This window comes from Vibrio algicola (assembly GCF_009601765.2).
Classification (GTDB): Bacteria; Pseudomonadota; Gammaproteobacteria; order Enterobacterales; family Vibrionaceae; genus Vibrio; species Vibrio algicola.
The window spans coordinates 1894042-1913759 of sequence record NZ_CP045699.1; the positions used below are offsets into that span (position 1 = coordinate 1894042).

17 protein-coding genes are annotated in these 19718 nt (G+C 42.5%); 4 read left to right on the forward strand and 13 right to left on the reverse strand.

Annotation, left to right across the window (positions count from 1 at the left end; all coding sequences use genetic code 11):
* Positions 1 to 2: 2 nt before the first annotated feature.
* The gene (locus GFB47_RS08660; RefSeq protein ID WP_153447624.1) at positions 3 to 1127 is read right to left on the reverse strand and encodes an S-(hydroxymethyl)glutathione dehydrogenase/class III alcohol dehydrogenase; all 1125 of its coding nucleotides are present in this window, start codon (positions 1125 to 1127) and stop codon (positions 3 to 5) included.
* A gap of 178 nt (positions 1128 to 1305) precedes the next feature.
* Here GFB47_RS08660 and GFB47_RS08665 point away from each other — a divergent pair, with 178 nt between their 5' ends.
* Complete coding sequence (locus GFB47_RS08665; protein ID WP_153447625.1) at positions 1306 to 2160, forward strand: LysR substrate-binding domain-containing protein; 855 nt, start codon at positions 1306 to 1308, stop codon at positions 2158 to 2160.
* On the opposite strand, the gene GFB47_RS08670 is transcribed toward GFB47_RS08665, so the two are convergent.
* The 3 genes from GFB47_RS08670 to guaB form a co-directional block, all read right to left on the reverse strand.
* On the reverse strand, positions 2157 to 2999 hold the full coding sequence (locus GFB47_RS08670; RefSeq protein ID WP_225874260.1) for an ion transporter: 843 nt from the start codon (positions 2997 to 2999) through the stop codon (positions 2157 to 2159). The genes GFB47_RS08665 and GFB47_RS08670 overlap by 4 nt on opposite strands.
* A gap of 206 nt (positions 3000 to 3205) precedes the next feature.
* Positions 3206 to 4783 carry a glutamine-hydrolyzing GMP synthase gene (gene guaA / locus GFB47_RS08675; protein ID WP_153447627.1) on the reverse strand — a complete coding sequence of 526 codons (1578 nt, stop codon included), beginning with the start codon at positions 4781 to 4783 and terminating at the stop codon, positions 3206 to 3208.
* A gap of 219 nt (positions 4784 to 5002) precedes the next feature.
* Positions 5003 to 6466: an IMP dehydrogenase gene (guaB, locus tag GFB47_RS08680; RefSeq protein WP_153447628.1), complete on the reverse strand. Its 1464-nt coding sequence runs from the start codon at positions 6464 to 6466 to the stop codon at positions 5003 to 5005.
* A 362-nt stretch (positions 6467 to 6828) separates the two neighbouring features.
* Here guaB and xseA point away from each other — a divergent pair, with 362 nt between their 5' ends.
* The 3 genes from xseA (at position 6829) to GFB47_RS08695 (ending at position 10065) form a co-directional block, all read left to right on the forward strand.
* Positions 6829 to 8160 carry an exodeoxyribonuclease VII large subunit gene (gene xseA, locus GFB47_RS08685; RefSeq protein ID WP_153448198.1) on the forward strand — a complete coding sequence of 444 codons (1332 nt, stop codon included), beginning with the start codon at positions 6829 to 6831 and terminating at the stop codon, positions 8158 to 8160.
* Positions 8161 to 8228: 68 nt separating this feature from the next.
* Positions 8229 to 8450, forward strand: a complete 222-nt coding sequence (locus GFB47_RS08690; protein ID WP_153447629.1) for a hypothetical protein — start codon at positions 8229 to 8231, stop codon at positions 8448 to 8450.
* Positions 8428 to 10065 carry a sensor domain-containing phosphodiesterase gene (locus tag GFB47_RS08695; protein ID WP_153447630.1) on the forward strand — a complete coding sequence of 546 codons (1638 nt, stop codon included), beginning with the start codon at positions 8428 to 8430 and terminating at the stop codon, positions 10063 to 10065. Before GFB47_RS08690 ends, GFB47_RS08695 begins: the two co-directional genes overlap by 23 nt.
* Positions 10066 to 10089: 24 nt before the next feature.
* On the opposite strand, the gene GFB47_RS08700 is transcribed toward GFB47_RS08695, so the two are convergent.
* The 9 genes from GFB47_RS08700 to GFB47_RS08740 form a co-directional block, all read right to left on the reverse strand.
* Complete coding sequence (locus GFB47_RS08700) at positions 10090 to 10329, reverse strand: YfgJ family double zinc ribbon protein (RefSeq protein ID WP_153447631.1); 240 nt, start codon at positions 10327 to 10329, stop codon at positions 10090 to 10092.
* Between the two features lie 403 nt (positions 10330 to 10732).
* Positions 10733 to 12235, reverse strand: coding sequence for a ribosome biogenesis GTPase Der (gene der, locus GFB47_RS08705; RefSeq protein WP_153447632.1), 1503 nt, complete (start codon positions 12233 to 12235; stop codon positions 10733 to 10735).
* Between the two features lie 183 nt (positions 12236 to 12418).
* The gene (gene bamB, locus GFB47_RS08710; RefSeq protein WP_153447633.1) at positions 12419 to 13591 is read right to left on the reverse strand and encodes an outer membrane protein assembly factor BamB; all 1173 of its coding nucleotides are present in this window, start codon (positions 13589 to 13591) and stop codon (positions 12419 to 12421) included.
* A gap of 11 nt (positions 13592 to 13602) precedes the next feature.
* A complete protein-coding gene (locus tag GFB47_RS08715) occupies positions 13603 to 14220 on the reverse strand; it encodes a YfgM family protein (protein ID WP_153447634.1) in 618 nt (205 codons plus the stop codon).
* Positions 14221 to 14255: 35 nt separating this feature from the next.
* Positions 14256 to 15524, reverse strand: a complete 1269-nt coding sequence (hisS, locus tag GFB47_RS08720; RefSeq protein ID WP_153447635.1) for a histidine--tRNA ligase — start codon at positions 15522 to 15524, stop codon at positions 14256 to 14258.
* Positions 15525 to 15557: 33 nt separating this feature from the next.
* A complete protein-coding gene (gene ispG, locus GFB47_RS08725; RefSeq protein WP_153447636.1) occupies positions 15558 to 16694 on the reverse strand; it encodes a flavodoxin-dependent (E)-4-hydroxy-3-methylbut-2-enyl-diphosphate synthase in 1137 nt (378 codons plus the stop codon).
* 7 nt (positions 16695 to 16701) lie between these two features.
* Entirely contained in the window at positions 16702 to 17715 is a 1014-nt protein-coding gene (rodZ, locus tag GFB47_RS08730; RefSeq protein WP_153447637.1) for a cytoskeleton protein RodZ, read from the reverse strand.
* Positions 17705 to 18466, reverse strand: a complete 762-nt coding sequence (gene pilW, locus GFB47_RS08735) for a type IV pilus biogenesis/stability protein PilW (RefSeq protein ID WP_153447638.1) — start codon at positions 18464 to 18466, stop codon at positions 17705 to 17707. The genes rodZ and pilW overlap by 11 nt, the downstream gene beginning before the upstream one ends.
* A gap of 54 nt (positions 18467 to 18520) precedes the next feature.
* Positions 18521 to 19639: a bifunctional tRNA (adenosine(37)-C2)-methyltransferase TrmG/ribosomal RNA large subunit methyltransferase RlmN gene (locus GFB47_RS08740; protein ID WP_153447639.1), complete on the reverse strand. Its 1119-nt coding sequence runs from the start codon at positions 19637 to 19639 to the stop codon at positions 18521 to 18523.
* Positions 19640 to 19718 lie beyond the last annotated feature (79 nt).

Here is a 19718-nt window from a genome sequence, read left to right on the forward strand (position 1 = left end):
CATTAATAGTGGATGACGGTTCGAATACTCTTACCTTCATGCATCAAATCAAACGCCGTATTGATCTCTTCCAAGCCCATGGTATGGGTAATGAAATCATTAAGTTTGAATTCACCTTGCATGTAACGCTCGACATAATCTGGCAACTGAGAGCGACCTTTTACGCCACCAAATGCTGAGCCTTTCCAAACTCGCCCGGTCACGAGCTGGAATGGACGGGTTGAGATCTCTTGCCCTGCGCCCGCAACGCCAATGATGATCGACTCACCCCAACCTTTATGACAACACTCAAGTGCGCTGCGCATTAAGTGAACATTACCGACACATTCAAATGAGTATTCCACCCCACCGTCCGTCATTTCCACAATCACTTCTTGGATCGGTTTATCGAAATCCTTCGGGTTAATGCAGTCGGTGGCACCAAGTTGTTTCGCCAGTTCAAATTTTGATTCATTAATATCAATCGCAATAATACGCCCAGCTTTTGCCATCGCAGAGCCAATCACTGCCGATAACCCAATCCCGCCAAGGCCAAAGATCGCCACAGTATCGCCCGGTTGAACGTTAGCGGTATTAGTGACAGCGCCCATACCCGTCGTAACGCCACAACCTAATAGACAGACTTCTTTTAAATCCGCAGCTGGGTTAATTTTAGCTAATGATACTTCAGGAAGTACCGTATATTCAGAAAACGTCGAGGTACCCATGTAATGGTAAATCGGCTCACCATTAATCGAGAAACGCGTGGTGCCATCTGGCATTAAGCCTTTCCCTTGAGTTTCACGCACTGATGAACAAAGGTTGGTTTTACCCGAGGTACAAAATTTGCACACGCCACATTCTGCGGTGTACAGTGGGATCACATGATCGCCCACTTGAACCGAAGTCACGCCCTCACCGATCGATTCCACAATACCGCCACCTTCATGACCAAGAATGGCAGGAAATACCCCTTCAGGATCATCACCAGATAATGTAAATGCATCGGTATGACAGACACCGGTAGCGATAATTTTAACTCGTACTTCACCCGCTTGCGGCGGCATGACATCTACCGTTTCCATCTTCAATGGCTCGCCCGCTTTCCACGCAACCGCAGCGCGTGATTTAATTACTTGTGCAGTCATGATATTTCCTTTAATGCAAAAAACTAATGAGGAGTGAAGAACGTTCACCCTTGTTCTAATTTGAGATCAGTATAGTTCAATCTTGGCGAATGATAATCCCGTCATTAGGTAAAACACTTTTACATATCGGTAATAATCATCATAATAAACCAAGTATTAATACAAATAGGTGATAACCATGAACTGGCAAGGTGTGTGTGAATTCGTTGCAGTCGCCGAAACCGGCAGCTTTACTCTGGCAGCAAAACAGTTAGCGATTTCGACCGCTCAAGTAAGTCGTCAGATCAATCAATTAGAAACTCGGTTAGGTACGCAACTGTTGTATCGTACCACCCGCCAAGTGAATCTCACCGACATTGGTAAAGAGTACTTCCAGCATTGTCGAGTGATCTTAGATGATCTTGCAGAAGCAGAACGCGCCGTCACCAATTTGCACCATACTCCGCAAGGACAATTGAAAATATCAGTGCCTATTGCTTACGGCGAAAGTCATGTCGCGCCCTTGATTAATGATTTCTGTTTACGGTATCCCGAACTCTCTCTTGAATTATGGCTGACCAATCAAATGGTTGATTTAACTGAAGAGAAAGTCGATATGGCGATTCGATTGGGCGCATTAGAAGATTCCAGCATGATGGCGAAAAAGCTAAGACAACGAACCCAATACTTATGCGCCGCACCCAGTTATATCCGCAAGCATGGCAGTCCAACCAACTTAATCGAACTCAAACAGCATAATTGTTTATTAGGCACATTAGATTACTGGCGTTTTCATTCCCGTAAATTAACGGTAACTGGTAGTTTGAAATGCAATAATGGTTATGGTTTGTTAGATGCGGCATTGAAAGGGATTGGGATTGTGCAATTACCTGATTACTACGTGGAAAGTTATCTGCAATCAGGGCAGCTAATATCATTACTGGAGCAGCACCAACCCAAAGATGACGGTGTATGGGCTATATACCCACACAACCGCCACGTTTCAACTAAAGTACGCTTATTGCTCGACTATTTAGATCAACATTTAGCTTAATGACGATTTTTATTCATCTCACTTAACGAGCTTTGTAGTTGATCAATCTTTTGATGCAAAGCTTGGATCTCACTCGATGTTGCGAAGGTATCGGCATCGGGATTTTGCTCTTCTCGCAACAGTTTATGCTCTTCTGACATCACCTCTAAAATGGTACCGACCATCATATTTAAGAAGATAAAGGCGGTTAAGAAAATAAAAGTTAGGTAGTAAATCCAACTTAATGAATACACTTCCATAGTTTCATACATCACATCGGTCCAATCTTCAAAAGTGGCCACTCGAAATAGCGTTAGCATCGAGATTGATACATCACTCCACAATGTTGGGTTAATATCCCCAAACAACATGCTGCCAATGGCGGCGTAAATATAGAAGATCACGAACATCAGTAAACCAATATAGCCCATTTGCGGGATCGCTTTGATTAACGCATTCACCAGCACCCGTAATTCCGGCACCATTGATACCAAACGCAGTACTCGGAAAATTCGTAATAAACGCGCCACAAACATGGTTGAGCCTGCCGCAGGGTATAAGCTCCCCAACACAATCACCAGATCAAAAACGTTCCAACCTTTTTTAAAGAAAGCACGAATACCATCGCTGGCGAAATAGCGGATAATCAACTCAACTAAGAAGAAAATCGTAATCGCAGTGTCCATGATATTGAGAGCGGAATTTATCGAGGGACGTAATTCATAAGTATGTGCGCCAACTGTTAGCGCGGAAATTAGAATCACGGCAATTACGAAAATTTGAAACGTCTTACTCTGATCTATTCGCTTGAACGCATTTTTTAAATGGCGAAATGTTGTAACCTGCTGCAATGGTGTCACCCTTAAATAGAAAATATCTCATTATTGATTTAGAGCAAAATAAGCCAATATCATATTCTTTTTATGGATACTGAGAAGGTGTTTGAAGTAACAGAGTATTACATTGGAGGGTTTGAATCGTTTCAGATAAAACAAAGAGCCACTGAACAATATCAGTAGCTCTTATCATTTCATTATTGAGGCTTTACAGGCCGATTATATTAAACTTATTCCCACTCAATCGTAGCTGGTGGCTTACCTGAGATGTCGTAAACCACACGCGAAATACCGTCGATTTCATTGATGATACGGTTTGATACTTTACCTAGGAAGTCATAAGGCAGGTGCGCCCAATGTGCGGTCATAAAGTCGATGGTTTCTACTGCGCGTAGCGACACAACCCAATCGTATTTACGGCCATCGCCCATTACGCCAACTGAACGTACTGGTAGGAATACCGTAAAGGCTTGCGAGACTTTGTTGTAAAGATCGGCAGCATGAAGCTCTTCAATGAAGATAGCATCGGCGCGACGCAGTAAGTCACAGTATTCTTTTTTCACTTCACCTAGTACGCGTACACCAAGACCAGGCCCAGGGAATGGGTGACGGTAAAGCATGTTATAAGGCAAACCTAACTCTAAGCCAATCTTACGCACTTCATCTTTAAACAATTCACGTAGCGGTTCAACCAAGCCCATTTCCATATCGTCTGGCAAACCGCCGACGTTATGGTGAGATTTGATCACATGCGCTTTACCGGTTTTCGATGCGGCCGATTCGATCACATCTGGGTAAATGGTACCTTGTGCTAACCATTTGGCATTTTTCAGTTTCTTCGATTCTTCATCAAAGATATCAACAAAGACATGACCAATAATTTTACGTTTTGCTTCCGGTTCTGCTTCGCCACCTAGTGCATCTAGGAAACGGTTTTCAGCGTCAACATGGATGATATTAAGACCAAAGTGATCGCCAAACATATCCATTACTTGCTCTGCTTCGTTTAAACGCAATAAACCGTTATCAACGAATACGCAGGTTAATTTGTCGCCAATAGCGCGATGCAGCAGCATAGCGACCACCGAAGAATCTACTCCGCCAGATAGGCCAAGGATCACTTCATCATCACCAATTTGATCTTTTAAGCGCGCGATGGAATCTTCAATGATAGAAGATGGTGTCCACAGTTTGCTACAACCACAAATGTTAAGTACAAAGTTCTCAAGCATGCGTAAGCCTTGACGAGTATGCGTCACTTCTGGGTGAAATTGCACGCCGTAGAAACGTTTCTCATCATTAGCCATCGCCGCGTATGGGCAAGTATCGGTTTGAGCAACTTTGGTGAAATCACTTGGGATCTCGACCACTTTATCACCGTGGCTCATCCAGACATCTAACAGAGGCTTACCATCTTCGGCAATGGCATCTTCGATGTTAGCGAACAAGGCGCAGTCTTCCATCATCTTAACTTGTGCGTAACCAAACTCACGCTCGTTAGAGCCGGCAACTTTACCACCAAGTTGCTCAGACATGGTTTGCATGCCGTAACAAATACCAAATACTGGCACACCAGCGTTAAATACATATTCCGGTGCGCGAGGAGAATTCTCAAGCGTCACACTCTCAGGACCACCAGAAAGAATGATGCCATCTGGATTGAATTCACGGATATCCGATTCTTCAACATCCCAACTCCACAGTTCACAATAAACACCGATCTCACGAATACGGCGAGCAATCAGTTGCGTGTATTGTGAGCCAAAATCTAAAATTAAAATGCGTTCAGCATGAATATTGGTTGTCATTCTTTTTCTCTAAAATCTAATTAAAGTGAAATTAATGGGTGCTTATCATCAAGTGACTCAAACACTCATCATTTAAAATTTTATGTAGCGCAACTTCATATTTCAAAGCAGAAAGTTCCAGTTAAGGTAAAGGTGCTAAATCTTATTAACCAATACAAATGACGATAGTCAATCAGCACCTTTACCGCTAAAACTGGGCGTTCTGCTCAGAAACCCAAATTAACCTAGACGGTAATTCGGTGCTTCTTTTGTGATCTGTACATCATGCACATGCGACTCTTGCATGCCCGCGCCAGAGATTCGAACAAACTCCGCTTTAGTGCGCATTTCTTCAATCGTCGCGCTACCCGTTAAGCCCATGCTTGAACGTAAACCGCCCATCTGCTGATGGATAATTTCTTTTAGGCGACCTTTATAAGCGGTACGGCCTTCAATACCTTCAGGCACGAGTTTGTCGGCAGCGTTATCAGATTGGAAGTAACGATCCGATGAGCCTTGTGACATCGCGCCAAGTGATCCCATACCACGGTACGATTTGTATGAACGACCTTGGTATAAAATGATTTCGCCTGGTGCTTCTTCTGTACCCGCAAACATAGAGCCAACCATCACACAAGATGCGCCAGCGGCAATGGCTTTACAGATATCGCCAGAAAAACGAATACCGCCATCGGCGATAACCGGAACACCAAATTCCGCTGCCGCTGCTGCTGCATCTGAAATAGCGGTGATTTGTGGTACCCCAACACCCGTTACGATGCGAGTAGTACAAATTGAACCAGGGCCGATACCGACTTTAACTGCATCTACGCCAGCATCAATCAATGCGCGAGCACCCGCAGCTGTTGCGACGTTGCCACCAATGATTTGAAGATCTGGGAAAAGTGCGCGAGTTTCTTTAATACGATCCAATACGCCTTGAGAGTGGCCGTGAGAAGAATCGATAAGTAGCACATCAACCCCCGCTTCGACTAACGCTTTTACGCGTTCTTCGTTGCCAGCACTTGCGCCAACTGCAGCACCAACACGCAAACGACCTTGCTCATCTTTACAAGCATTGGGTTTGTTTTCCGCTTTTTGGAAATCTTTTGCGGTGATCATGCCTGAAAGTTGGAAAGCGTCGTTAACGACTAATACTTTCTCAATACGGCGTTCTTGCATTAATTGTTGTACATCTTCAGGTGAAGCACCTTCTTTAACCGCAGCGAGGCGATCTTTTGGTGTCATCACTTGTTCAACCGTTTTGCTTAAATCGGTTACAAAGCGCACATCACGGCCGGTAATAATACCCACCAATTCATTATTTTGAGTCACGACAGGGAAGCCAGCAAAGCCATGCTTATCGGTTAATGCTTTTACATCAAGGATGGTTGCGGTTGGACGAATAGTCACAGGGTTGCTTACCACGCCCGCTTCGTAAATCTTCACTAAGCGAACTTCTTCGGCTTGCTGTTCAATTGACATATTCTTATGAATAAAGCCAATTCCGCCTTCTTGGGCAAGCGCAATCGCCAGACGAGCTTCTGTCACCGTATCCATCGCGGCAGAAATCATCGGAACATTAAGCGTGATTTTTTTAGTCAACTGAGTGCGAAGATCAGCTGTATTAGGAAGAACGGTGGAGTGTGCTGGGACTAATAAAACGTCGTCAAACGTTAGAGCTTCTTTAGCGATTCGTAACATTGCAATATCTCACATAAGAGTGTTAGAAGGATAAATCTCACTGTTGGAATTAAGCTAAAAAGCACTAAAACCACTAGCGATAAACGCATTTTGTCGTTTCGCATAACAAAATGAATTTGAGATTTGATATTGCAGCGGGATTATACGCCTCGCGCAATCGTTTGACTAGCCGTTTTCATGTGTTTTTTATCATAATTTAATGAATCCTGATCAAGACGTACCAAATATCGATAAATCATAGTAATAGCGTTACACCGCTAGATTTTTCTCACTTCAAGGCGAAGTCTACTCACAATTTAAACTCAGATCCGGCTATACTTAGCCCATTCTTTTTCGTTAGATTAGTGAGATTCACTGTGCCAATGCCCCCAAACTCTAACCCCAATATATTTACTGTTTCGCGTTTAAATGCCGAAGTGCGAATGTTGCTTGAAAATGAGATGGGGATTGTGTGGTTGGTGGGGGAACTATCCAACTTTTCCGCGCCGGTGTCGGGCCATTGGTATTTCTCATTAAAAGACGCTCGCGCCCAAGTCAAATGTGCGATGTTCAAAGGCAATAATCGCCGCGTTACGTTTAAGCCAATCAACGGCAATCAAGTGTTAGTGAAGGCAAGATTGTCACTGTACGAGCCACGCGGTGACTATCAATTAATTATTGAAAGCATGCAGCCAGAAGGCGACGGTCGCTTGCAACAAGAATTTGAACAGTTGAAAATGCGTTTAGCCGGTGAAGGTTTATTTGCGCAGCACTTAAAGCAACCGCTACCTGAAAATCCACAACGCATAGGCGTGATCACCTCCAAAACGGGTGCGGCTTTATATGACATTCTGGATGTATTAAAACGTCGTGATCCCAGCTTGCCGGTGATTGTCTACCCTACCGTAGTGCAAGGCAGCGAAGCAGCGTTTAAAATCGCGCAAGCCATTGGCCGCGCTAATAGCCGTAATGAATGTGATATTTTGATCGTCGGTCGCGGCGGCGGCTCATTAGAAGATCTATGGTGCTTTAACCATGAGATCGTGGCCCGCACCATTGCCGCCAGTCAGATCCCGATCGTCAGCGCGGTTGGACATGAAATTGATGTCACCATTGCCGATTTTGTGGCCGACATGCGCGCGCCAACGCCATCAGCGGCGGCCGAACTGGTTAGCCGTGATAACAGTCATAAGTACCAAACTTTGCATCATCACTATCAACGTTTAATCAATGCCAGTCGTTATTACTTAGCGCAACAAAAATCCCGCGTGGTTCAACTCAGTCATGCATTAGATAAGCGTCATCCTCGCTACCAATTAAATCACCAAGCGCAACAACTTGATGATTTAACTCAACGTTTTCAGCGTGCTATATATCACTATTTACGCAATAAAAATAATCAGGTAGAAAAGCTAACTCATCAATTAAATAGCAACTCACCGGTGAGAAAACTTAGTCATCAAAAAGATCAATTAACCCAAAAACGACTACGCTTAAATAAAGCGATTGAGAAGCAGTTAACCAATCATCGTTATCAATTTATTTTAAAAACTGAGAAATTAGAGACCATGAGCCCACTTTCAACGTTAAAGAGGGGTTATAGTATTGTAAAAGATGATAAAAATAAGGTGGTATCTCAGGCCTCTAGTTTGAAAAATGGACAAAGAATTGTCATTTCATTCGTTGACGGTGATGTATACTCTGTAGTTGAATAGATAAAAGTCCATTTGTATCGGATCTTAGTGATAGTCAAAGAGATCAACAACTGAATAAAATTATAAATATGACTAGAAAATCAAATGCAGCATCAGATAAATTATTCTCGGATAAATCCACCAGTATCTGGCCAACACTATGGCAAGATATTGTCGATTTAGTTGCCGAAATTTCGCATGCATCCGCAGCCTTAATTATGCGCAATAACACCACCAATATGGAAGTGTTAGTCAGCAGTCAAACCACGGATAACAATCCTTATAACGTTGGCGAAAGAAGCAGTCTCTGATGACTTGTACTGTTATAACGTAGTACAGAGTAATCAAGCATTAGAAGTCAATAACGCTTTAACCTCTGCAAAATGGGATAGCAACCCAGATATCAAATTAGGCATGGTGGCTTATTACGGCGTGCCTTTAAATCTGCCTAATGGCGAAAATTTTGGTACTTTTTGTATTCTTGACGATCATGAAAGAGAATTTGCCCAAAAAGTAAAAGATTTAATCGACCTGCTGCGTAAATCGATTGAGATCTCATTAAGCTTAGTGCATGAGTTTGAAGAAATTAGCCTTGAAAAAGACAAGCTGTCACTTGAAATCGAAGAGCTTGACCAATTTCATTCGCTCACCAACTTGCCAACTCAATTTAATGCTAACGAATACTATTCAAGTAAAGCACACGAAAATCTACTGATCTTATTTATTCGTAATGTTCAGGCTTATGAAATTCGCGATAACCTTGGCTTATTTGATGCTCAACGGTTTACCAAAGTATTTTATTCCAAAGTAAAGAGCATTCTACCTGAAGGTGCTGCGCTTTATTACATCAGCAATTCTGAGATGATCTTGGTGCATGATGTTGAGCAAGCTGAATTACTAGAAGTAACCGCACAAGATCTTGCTAACGCGGTGCAACAGGTTTTTGCTGAACCAATTCAGATGAATAATAAAAATATTATTCTGCCTACCGGAATTGGCTGTGCACTATCTTACAAAAATAAATTTTCCTTTGCTGAAGTATTGGATATGGCAACCGTAGCTTGTACTCAAGGTACTAAGTCAGGTAAACATTTCCATATTTTCAATCCTGAACAACAGAAAAAACATCGTCGTCATTATGAAATCACGCAGCAATTTGCTTATGCGTTCGAACATAATGAGTTTTATCTTAACTACCAGCCAATTATCTCAGGTAGCGACAATCAAGTAGTTGGTTGTGAGGCATTAGTTCGTTGGAAGAATGAAAAATTAGGCATGGTTTTTCCTGATGAGTTTATCCCTCTGTCGGAAAAATCAGGTGCTATTTTGCAACTTGGCGATTGGATATTAGATGAAGCATTAAGCAGTTTAAAGCGCTGGCAGCAAGAAGAAGATAACAAGAATTTCTATATCAGTATTAATATTTCCAGCAACCAATTAGCGCAAGAAGACTTCTCAGATCAGATCATTAAAAAGATCCGAGCATTTTGTGTTAATCCTACTTGTATTTTACTTGAGTTTACCGAAACCGCATTTTTAGGCCACGGGCCTTTAGTACTTAAACATTGTCAGAAATTAGCCGAGGCTGGTATCCGTATGGCGTTGGATGATTTTGGTACTGGTTTCCCATCACTCAGTCATTTACATGATTTCCCTATTAATGTGGTAAAAATTGATAAGAGCTTTATCTTAAATTTAGATAAATCTGAACGCTCAAATCAATTGGTCAAAGGTATTTTATCTTTAGGTAAATTACTCGATCTGACTATTGTGGCGGAAGGGGTCGAAAATCAAGACGTATGTGAGCAGCTGCAGCATCTGCGTTGTGATTATATGCAAGGTTATTATTGGAACCGCCCAATGCTACAACAAGACTTTGAAATTCAATACTTACCTTCGGTTAAACAAAACAACATAGAGAAATAGATTCAATGCTCGTCTAAACTCGCTTCAACGTTGAGCGAGTTTTGTCATTGCCGTTGATTTAGATTTAAGCTCGTTACACTGCGGGCAAAACAAGCTGCTTGAACCGCACGCATTTAAATAAGTAAGCTCACTGTCACAAGTTGGACAAATCGCGAGTTTTATAAAGCTAAGCTGACAATAATCACACTGATAAACAGGCTGATTTTTGTCAGTTTTTTTTTGCCATTGCATTAGGCTCTGGCATTGAGGGCAATCGGTAGACATAAGTTCCTTTTTAATCGGTACTGAGGGTTACTGCTATATTTTAGCGCTAACTTTACCCTTATACCAATACCAATACCATTCACTTTCTGATATAGCTATATACTTAAATGGCAAAAAATCAAAACTAATAGTTCGTGGGTGATATAGTATGATCTTTGATGATCTCCTGCTTTATCCATTTTGATCAGCGATCTACCCCATTAAGAATATTTATATCACCACAACCCGAAAGCATAAGTTACATATGCTGCATTTCAATTTAAATCGACATAATAATCTACTCAATCATTAATCAACGACCCGATCCGATATATTACGATCTGAGCTATGCAGATCAATAGACAAAAAAATACCACTGCAAGAGTGGTATTTTTGTTTTTATTTATTCAATTACACTATGTAATTATTGCTTCTTACGACCACGTTTAATCAAGCTAACCATACGTTTACGCTTTTGAGCTTCAGTAACACTGGCTTTATTCACATGACCTTCAAATGGGTTTTCACTGCTTTGGAATTGGATCCGGATCGGGGTACCCATGATCTCTAATGAACGACGGAAATAGTTCATTAAGTAACGTTTGTATGAATCTGGCAGTTCTTTTACCTGATTGCCATGCACCACAATAATTGGTGGGTTATAGCCACCCGCATGCGCATATTTCATCTTAACACGACGGCCACGTACCAATGGTGGTTGGTGATCGTCTTGTGCCATTTTCATAATACGAGTCAGAACAGAAGTACCAACACGCGTAGTGGCCGATTTATACGCTTCTTGCACCGATTCAAACAAGTGACCAACACCTGTACCATGCAAAGCTGAGATAAAGTGAATTCGTGCAAAATCAACAAAACCTAAACGGCGATCGAGTTCTTTCTTCACGTGTTCTTTAACGTCAGTGTCCAGTCCATCCCACTTATTAACCGCGATAACAATCGAGCGACCCGCATTCAGCGCAAAGCCTAATAAGCTTAGATCTTGATCCGAGATACTTTCACGCGCATCAATGATCAGCAATACCACGTTAGCATCTTCAATTGCTTTCAAGGTTTTTATCACTGAGAATTTTTCGACCACTTCATTAACACGCTTACGGCGACGAACACCCGCAGTATCAATTAAGACGTATTCACGCTCATCACGTTTCATCGGGATATAAATCGAATCACGCGTGGTGCCAGGCATATCGTAAACCACAACACGTTCTTCACCTAAAATACGATTAGTCAGGGTTGATTTACCGACATTTGGGCGACCGATAATAGCCAGTTTGATCGGTTGATCTTGCAGACGTTTAAATTCGGCTTCCGCTTCTTCTTCTGTGTATTCTAATTGCTCGTCTTCTGCGTCAACCTGACCGGTTAGGTCTTCGATTTCGGCTTGCAGTCTTGCTTCTTCTTCCGCTAATTGGTCAGAGAAAGGTTTTAAGGCTTTATCAATTAGGCTCATTACGCCGCGACCATGGGCTGCTGCAATTTGATAGATCTTATCCATACCTAATTGCCAGAATTCCGCACTAGCAGCGTCGGCGTCAACACCATCAACTTTGTTGACTACCAACATGGTTGGCTTCTCACGCATACGCAAGTGACGGGCAATTGCTTCATCTGAAACGGTTAATCCGGCACGGCCATCAACCATAAACAAAACCACGTCAGCCTCTTCAATTGCGGCTAATGACTGCTCTGCCATTTTGGTTTCAACACCATCTTCAGTGCCATCAATACCGCCAGTATCGATCACGATGAATTCATGCTCACCGGATTTCGCTTGACCGTATTTACGATCGCGGGTTAGGCCTGGAAAGTCAGCAACCAGTGCATCGCGTGTACGTGTAAGACGGTTAAATAACGTTGATTTACCAACGTTTGGGCGTCCAACCAAAGCCACTACAGGAATCATATATACCTCAACAAATCTTAAAATAACCAGAGTAGTTATAGGTAATGAATGTCATTATTACCATTACCTATAACTACTGATTTAAAAACAAAATGACGGAAAAATTTCCCTCATTAAGAATGAATAAAGGCCCCTGCAATAGGAGCCGTTTTTAGTTCTGATAAATCAGGGTGGCGGATTATATCACGATCCGTCGGGGATCTGCATTTTCTTTATTTCCCCTTCACGTGTTATGACTACAAAGCCATCGTCCAACGCGATTGGAGCAACCGCAATGCCATCATCATCATCGCCGATTAATTGTTGTGCCACAAATGCGCCTGTATCACGGTCAATCCAATGTAAGTAACCTTCGTTATCACCGACCACCAAATAATCACCAATCACCGTTGGATCTGATAGTTGACGATATTGAAGATCATTATTTTCCCACAACTTAGTACCACTACGGACATCAACGCCAATGAGATGATCTTTATCTGTTACCACGAACAGCTTGCTTCCATCGGTGGCTAAGTCAGTGGCGGAAGAATAAGTACGTTTCCACATTGGTGTACCGGAGCGTAAATCGACTGCTACTAATTGGCCATTAATTCCGACAGTATAAAGGTTTGCACCGATAATAAGTGGCGAAGCATCGACATCGACTAAGCGATCAATCTCGGTTGATCCTTTCGGTGTACCAATCGGCTGTTGCCACAATAATTGACCTTTTTGGATCAAAGCAGCAGCTAGGCGACCATTCGACATTCCCCAAAAAACACCACCAGAAACAGAGGCAGGGGAGCTATCACCACGTAAGGTTAAGTTCGGCACTTCATTACTAATATCCCACTCTTGTTCACCAGTATCTTGGTCTAGTGCAATTAATGAGCCTTTGGCGGTGTTGAGCATCACAAAATTTTGATCGGCAAGCGGCTTAGCGAGTACTTCACCTTCAATATCTTTTTGCCATACCAAGGAACCATCATCGACCGATAATGCGTATACTTGACCATTTTCAGAGCCAATAAATATTTTGTCGTACAATGCGGTAACACCACCAGATAAACGCGCCGGTTCATCTTTGCCTAAGTCTTTTTCCCACAGGGTTTTACCTGTTTTAGGGTCAAGCGCTTTAACATCACCGTCACGGCTGGCAACAAACACTTTATCGTATGCATAGGTTGGAGCAAGCTTAGAGAAATAATGCCCAACGCCATCATCGATAGACGCCGTCCATATTGTTTTCGGCGTAAATTGACTCTTCACCACAGGCAGTGGCGACATCACTATCGTATCTTCCTCACTCGAACACCCAAGTAACCCTAAGGTAATAAAAGTAAGCGCAAGACCACGTTTAAGCAATTTTTTCATTCAAGCATTCCCTACTTGGCAAGATCATCAATTTTCATTTGTAAAGCTTGGTTCTGGCTACCATCTTGCTGCGCTTGAATATACGCTTTTTGGGCTGCTTCTTTATCGCCTTTTAGCAAGTTAATATCACCTAGCAACTCTTGATTACGCGCTTTCCATGCTTCTGATTTCACAGTTGATACTTCTTTGATTGCAGCATCATATTGCGCTTGAGCCGCTAAGACACGAGCAATGCGGTAAGAAATGATTGGCAGTAACGTTTCATCTTTGGCATGCAACTTAGCCCATTTTAATTGGGTGAGTGCGTCATCCAATTTATTGGCGTCAATTTGAGCTTTGGCTAGCTGTAGAGAAGCTAAAACCGCATAAGAAGTTTTATCATTGGCGGTAATAAACTCTTGAGTGGTTTTCTCTGCTGATAAACCTTTTGCTTCAAGATTTGAAATCAATGCATTGTAACCATGAGAAGCAGCTTCTTGCTCAGCAGTAATGCCGTCTTGGTGATAACGCCACCCAATAATGCCACCGATACCGATAACTACACCAATGATCACCGCTTTACCGTTGGCTGCCCACCAATCTTTAATTGCTTCTACTTGTTGTTCTTCATCTGCGTCGTAGATACTCACGTGCTGTCCTCTGTTTAAATTCTAAAAATAATTAATTAAATAGCATTGGCTAAATAAGCGGCCAGTTCAGACTGAGCGAGCGTTTGTTGCTCACCACCGGTTAGATCTTTCACTACCACTGTTTTCTCTGCGACTTCATTCTCGCCCAGCACCAATGCAATTGAAGCACCGACTTTATCTGCACGTTTAAATTGTTTTTTAAAGTTGCCACCACCAAAATGCGTCATTAAGCGTAAGCCTGACACCTTTTCACGCAGTTCTTCTGCTAATTTCATGCCGTTGATCAATGTCCCTTCACCCGCAGTAACGAGGTAAACATCCACCGGTTTACGAACATCGTTCAGCTCTAAGGTTTCCATCATCAGAACTAAACGTTCCAGCCCCATAGCAAAACCAACCGCAGGCGCAGGTTTGCCACCAAGTTGCTCAACTAAACCGTCATAACGGCCACCAGCACAAACGGTACCTTGTGCGCCTAGGCTTTCGGTGATCCATTCAAAGACAGTTTTGTTATAATAATCAAGACCCCGTACTAAACGTTGGTTGACTTGATATTCAATTCCCGCCGCATCCAATAATTCACATAAACCAGCAAAGTGCTCACGCGAATCATCATCAAGATAATCGGCTAATTGCGGTGCATCACCTAAAATAGCTTGCACTGCCGGGTTTTTAGTATCGAGCACACGCAATGGATTGGTGTACATACGGCGCTTACAATCTTCATCTAATACGTCGATATGCTGCTCAAGAAACTCAATTAAAACAGTACGGTAATTAGCACGCGATTCTATCGAACCAATCGAATTTAATTCCAAACGAACATGCTTATCAATACCGAGTTCACGCCATAAACGCGCGGTCATCATGATAAGTTCTGCATCCACATCTGGACCATTTATACCAAATGTTTCGACACCAACTTGATGAAATTGACGGTAACGACCTTTTTGTGGGCGCTCATGGCGGAACATTGGTCCCATGTACCATAAACGTTGCTCTTGATTGTAGATCAAGCCATTTTCAATTCCAGCGCGCACACAACCAGCTGTGCCTTCTGGACGTAAAGTAAGACTATCTCCATTACGATCTTCAAAAGTGTACATTTCTTTTTCAACCACATCGGTCACTTCACCGATTGCGCGTTTGAATAAATTGGTCACTTCAACGATTGGCATGCGAATTTCGCTGTAACCATAAGAACTGACGACATTCTTAACTGCATCTTCCACTTTGTGCCACAAAGGAGATTGAGTCGGTAGGCAGTCGTTCATGCCTCGAATTGCTTGAATTGTTTTACTCACAGTTTCTACCATTCAATATTATCTAGGGGATGACTACTTATTAGCGTTATCCGGGTCAATGTTATCGATCGCAATGCGATTAGCGCTATCTAACATCGCGACTTTGGCGCGGATCTTAGCTTCAAGCTGTTCAATCACATTGTCGTTATCAAAACGTTCTTTTTGGCGTTTTCCATCTTCATAAAATGCACTTTTGTTACTACCGCCAGCAATACCCATATGGCTAGCTTCTGCTTCACCTGGGCCATTGACGACACAACCAATAATGGAAACATCCATTGGGGTGATTATATCTTCTAAACGCTCTTCTAATGCATTGACAGTAGCAATCACATCAAACTCTTGGCGAGAACACGTCGGGCAAGCGATAAAGTTGATTCCACGAGATCGAATACGTAGTGATTTTAAGATATCAAATCCGACTTTAATCTCTTCTACCGGATTGGCGGCTAGAGAAATACGTAAGGTATCACCAATGCCTTCGGATAATAACATGCCTAAACCAACCGCCGATTTTACCGAACCTGCACGTGCGCCACCAGCCTCGGTAATACCAAGATGCAAAGGTTGTGCGATTTGTTTGGCTAGTAAACGATAAGAGTCGACCGCGAGGAAAACATCGGACGCTTTCACGCTGACTTTGAATTGATCGAAGTTTAAGCGATCAAGGATATCAACATGGCGCATTGCCGATTCGACTAATGCTTGCGCCGTTGGCTCGCCATATTTCAATTGAATTTCTTTCTCAAGCGAACCGCCATTGACCCCAATACGGATCGGAATATTTTTATCACGGGCGCAATCAACCACCGAACGAATTCTGGCTTCATTACCAATATTGCCTGGATTAATACGTAAACAATCTACTCCGTATTCTGCCACTTTTAATGCAATACGGTAATCAAAGTGAATATCGGCAATTAACGGTACATTAACTTGTTGCTTGATCTGTTTAAACGCTTCGGCCGCATCCATAGTAGGCACAGAGACGCGAACCAAATCGGCACCGACATTTTCAAGTGCTTTAATTTGAGCGACCGTCGCCGCCACATCAGTGGTGCGGGTATTGGTCATGGATTGGACAGCAATCGGAGCACCGTCACCAATTGGAACGTTGCCAACATAAATACGGGTCGAAGCTCGACGTTTTATAGGGGATTCGTGATGCATAATTTATCTACAGTAATGTCAGTCTAGCGGCTTTCCCAGCAGTATAGCGAGAAAGGTCGACAGGTTCATCGGCTAATGTAATAGAAACCCCTTCCGGAGCACCTAATATTATAGAGTAAGGCGTTTTGCCAGTTAAAGTGATTGATTGACCGGATGTTTTCAGCCCTGTGGCTAAAATCGCACCGGTGCTATCTTTTACTTGGATCCAACAATCTTGTTTAAACGTCATCGCTAATGGCTTATTTGCCGTTTCATCATGCGATAGGTTTTTAATTTGAGTTTGTTCTGTGCTTACCGATTCTTTGGCATCTGATATTTGTGGAGCTTGCTCTGTGCCTACAGGGGTAGCCTCATGCTGACTGGCATTCTCACCAGTTGTCGTCGTTGTATCCGTCGGTTGCGGTGTTGTCGAGGTTTGGGCATCTTCACTTGCTGACACCGCTAACGTTGGCTCTTGTAATTGACCATCAGTTTGAGCGGTATTTTCTTGTGTCGATGGGTGTTCTAGCGCTAACTTAGCTTGTTCTGCCTGTTCATGCTGAATAGAAATGGCAGAAAGCGTATCTTGTTGATGATTTTGCCACCACCAGATAGACGAAATACCGAGAATAACTACCAAGATCCCCCAAGTGAGACGCATAATATGATTGTCATGTTTTTGCTTTTTAGTCTGTTGAGAAAAGCTTTGCATGCTGTGTTCTTTATGCTGGTGTTGCCCTTCACCTGAAAGTTCTAATGCCTTCAAGATATCTTTCTCATTGACTCCCACCACTTTGGCGTAAGATCGAAAATAGCCACGAATAAAAGTGGCTACTTGATGCGATTCAAACTCGTGACTTTCAATGCTTTCAATTACGGCTATTTTAAGTCGCAATCGTTTTGCAATATCTTGTTGAGTCAGTCCGAGCTCTTCACGTCGAAGGCGTAATATTTCACCCACAGATAACGTTTCCGTATCGAGTGACGTGTTGAGTTTATGTTGTGTTATTTCTTCTACTTCAATCTTATTTTCAGTACTCATTCTGCACGTACTTCTGATATTGGTCAGAGGTTGGATATTTAGCCTTTAATATGTTGCCATATTTAGACACCATTTCAGGGTTGTCTGCTTTATGTTCTAATTTTATGAGCAGCCCTAAACTGACGGGGTGATATCCATATCTCTTGTTAAATTTAAACAAACGGAGCCTTGCATCGGAAAATTCACCCTTTTCAATTTCCAATTCAGTTAAGTGTAACGCTGATTTTGCTCTGTCTGGATCATGGGCAAGCGCCCGAGAGAAGTAATTACTTGCCTTATCTTTATCACCGCTTTTTAATGCACAGAGTCCCGCGTTTTCATAACTGGCCGCAACCAGGTAATAATAAGGCTGTTCTATCGCGCGATTAAAGTATTCATCGGCTTTTTTGTAATCACCTTGGCGACATAAAAATGCACCATAGTTATTGAGTACATCACCATTTTTAGGTGAGCTCTTTAACGCTTTCTCGTAAGCATCTTCCGCTAATTCTGGTTCCCCAACTCTTTGGTAATAATACGCCAGTGAGTTTAACGCTCGATAATAGGTTGGGGCATATTGCACCGCCATTTCAAGGTTTTCCCTTGCTTTGACCATGTGGTTATCTTCTAAATACCCCAGTCCGAGCGAAATTCGACCTTCTGAGGCTTTAATATTGTCAAACTTCCCCATCTTGGGGTTATCTGTCACTGTAACACAACCGGTTAGGAAACTAACTACCGAAATAAAGACCAACTTCTTAATTGATAACATTGACACTCATCCTTTTTCAAAACAAGGGCCAATCTGTTATCTATCTTGCTATTATCAGATAGCTTTAATTGGGATTGGTTCCCCTTGTTGTTTCTGCTTTGTGCGTTTTGTTCGGTCGATCACATCGCCAACTAATTGCCCGCACGCTGCATCTATATCATCACCACGAGTTTTTCGAACCGTCACGGTGTAATCGTATTCCATTAATGTTTTCTGGAAGCGATCGATACGCGAGTTGCTTGGTTTTTTATATGGTGACCCAGGATAAGGGTTAAAGGGAATCAAATTAATTTTTGCAGGGGTATCTTTTAGTAACTCTGCGAGCTGTCTTGCATGTTGCATATCATCATTGACGTGATCGAGTAAAACATACTCAATGGTGACACGACCTCGGTTAGCATTTGATGAGGCAATATAGCGTTGAACTGAAGCTAAAAAGGCTTCGATATTCCAACGATCATTAATCGGCATGATTTGGCTACGCAATTCATCGGTTGGTGCATGCAATGAAATAGCAAGAGCAACATCGATGGTTCCGGTCATTTGATCCAGTCCTGATACCACGCCAGAAGTCGATACCGTAATACGACGCTTTGATAAACCAAAACCTAAATCATCAAGCATGATCTCAAGTGATGGGATCAAGTTTTTCATATTAAGTAGAGGCTCGCCCATACCCATCATCACGACATTGGTAATTGGACGGCGTCCTGTTTCTTTTTGTAAGCCAATTTCGCGTGCTGCGCGCCATACTTGACCGATAATTTCCGACACTTTCAAATTACGATTAAAGCCTTGCTGACCGGTTGAGCAAAATTTACACTCTAAAGCACAACCGACTTGAGATGAGACACACAACGTCGCGCGATCATCTTCTGGAATATAGACAGTTTCTACGTCTTGATCGCCAACACGCATCGCCCACTTGATGGTGCCATCTTTTGAGTGTAGCGCTTCTGATACATAAGGAGCGCGGATCTCACAGCGTTGCTCTAGCTTAGCGCGTAGCACTTTATTGATATTGTTCATTTGTGCGAAATCATCACAACCAAAGTGATAGATCCATTTCATGATCTGATCGGCGCGGAAGGCTTTTTCATTCAGCTCTTCGGCAAAATATTTGCGTAGACCTTTACGATCAAAATCCATAAGATTTACTTTTGTGATGGTCATGTTTTTCTCACTAATGGAACAATAAATTAGGGCGCGAATTGTACAGGCTTTAGCCATTAACAACAAGGCTTGTTGTACT

Coding starts and splice junctions, on each gene's coding strand:
- GFB47_RS08700 (WP_153447631.1), bottom strand. CDS start 10,329: ATGTCTACCGATTGCCCTCAATGCCAGAGCCTAATGCAATGGCAAAAA.
- GFB47_RS08660 (WP_153447624.1), bottom strand. CDS start 1,127: ATGACTGCACAAGTAATTAAATCACGCGCTGCGGTTGCGTGGAAAGCG.
- ispG (WP_153447636.1), bottom strand. CDS start 16,694: ATGCATCACGAATCCCCTATAAAACGTCGAGCTTCGACCCGTATTTAT.
- GFB47_RS08690 (WP_153447629.1), top strand. CDS start 8,229: ATGACTAGAAAATCAAATGCAGCATCAGATAAATTATTCTCGGATAAA.
- der (WP_153447632.1), bottom strand. CDS start 12,235: ATGATTCCTGTAGTGGCTTTGGTTGGACGCCCAAACGTTGGTAAATCA.
- rodZ (WP_153447637.1), bottom strand. CDS start 17,715: ATGAGTACTGAAAATAAGATTGAAGTAGAAGAAATAACACAACATAAA.
- guaA (WP_153447627.1), bottom strand. CDS start 4,783: ATGACAACCAATATTCATGCTGAACGCATTTTAATTTTAGATTTTGGC.
- GFB47_RS08665 (WP_153447625.1), top strand. CDS start 1,306: ATGAACTGGCAAGGTGTGTGTGAATTCGTTGCAGTCGCCGAAACCGGC.
- xseA (WP_153448198.1), top strand. CDS start 6,829: ATGCCCCCAAACTCTAACCCCAATATATTTACTGTTTCGCGTTTAAAT.
- bamB (WP_153447633.1), bottom strand. CDS start 13,591: ATGAAAAAATTGCTTAAACGTGGTCTTGCGCTTACTTTTATTACCTTA.
- GFB47_RS08740 (WP_153447639.1), bottom strand. CDS start 19,639: ATGACCATCACAAAAGTAAATCTTATGGATTTTGATCGTAAAGGTCTA.
- pilW (WP_153447638.1), bottom strand. CDS start 18,466: ATGTTATCAATTAAGAAGTTGGTCTTTATTTCGGTAGTTAGTTTCCTA.
- guaB (WP_153447628.1), bottom strand. CDS start 6,466: ATGTTACGAATCGCTAAAGAAGCTCTAACGTTTGACGACGTTTTATTA.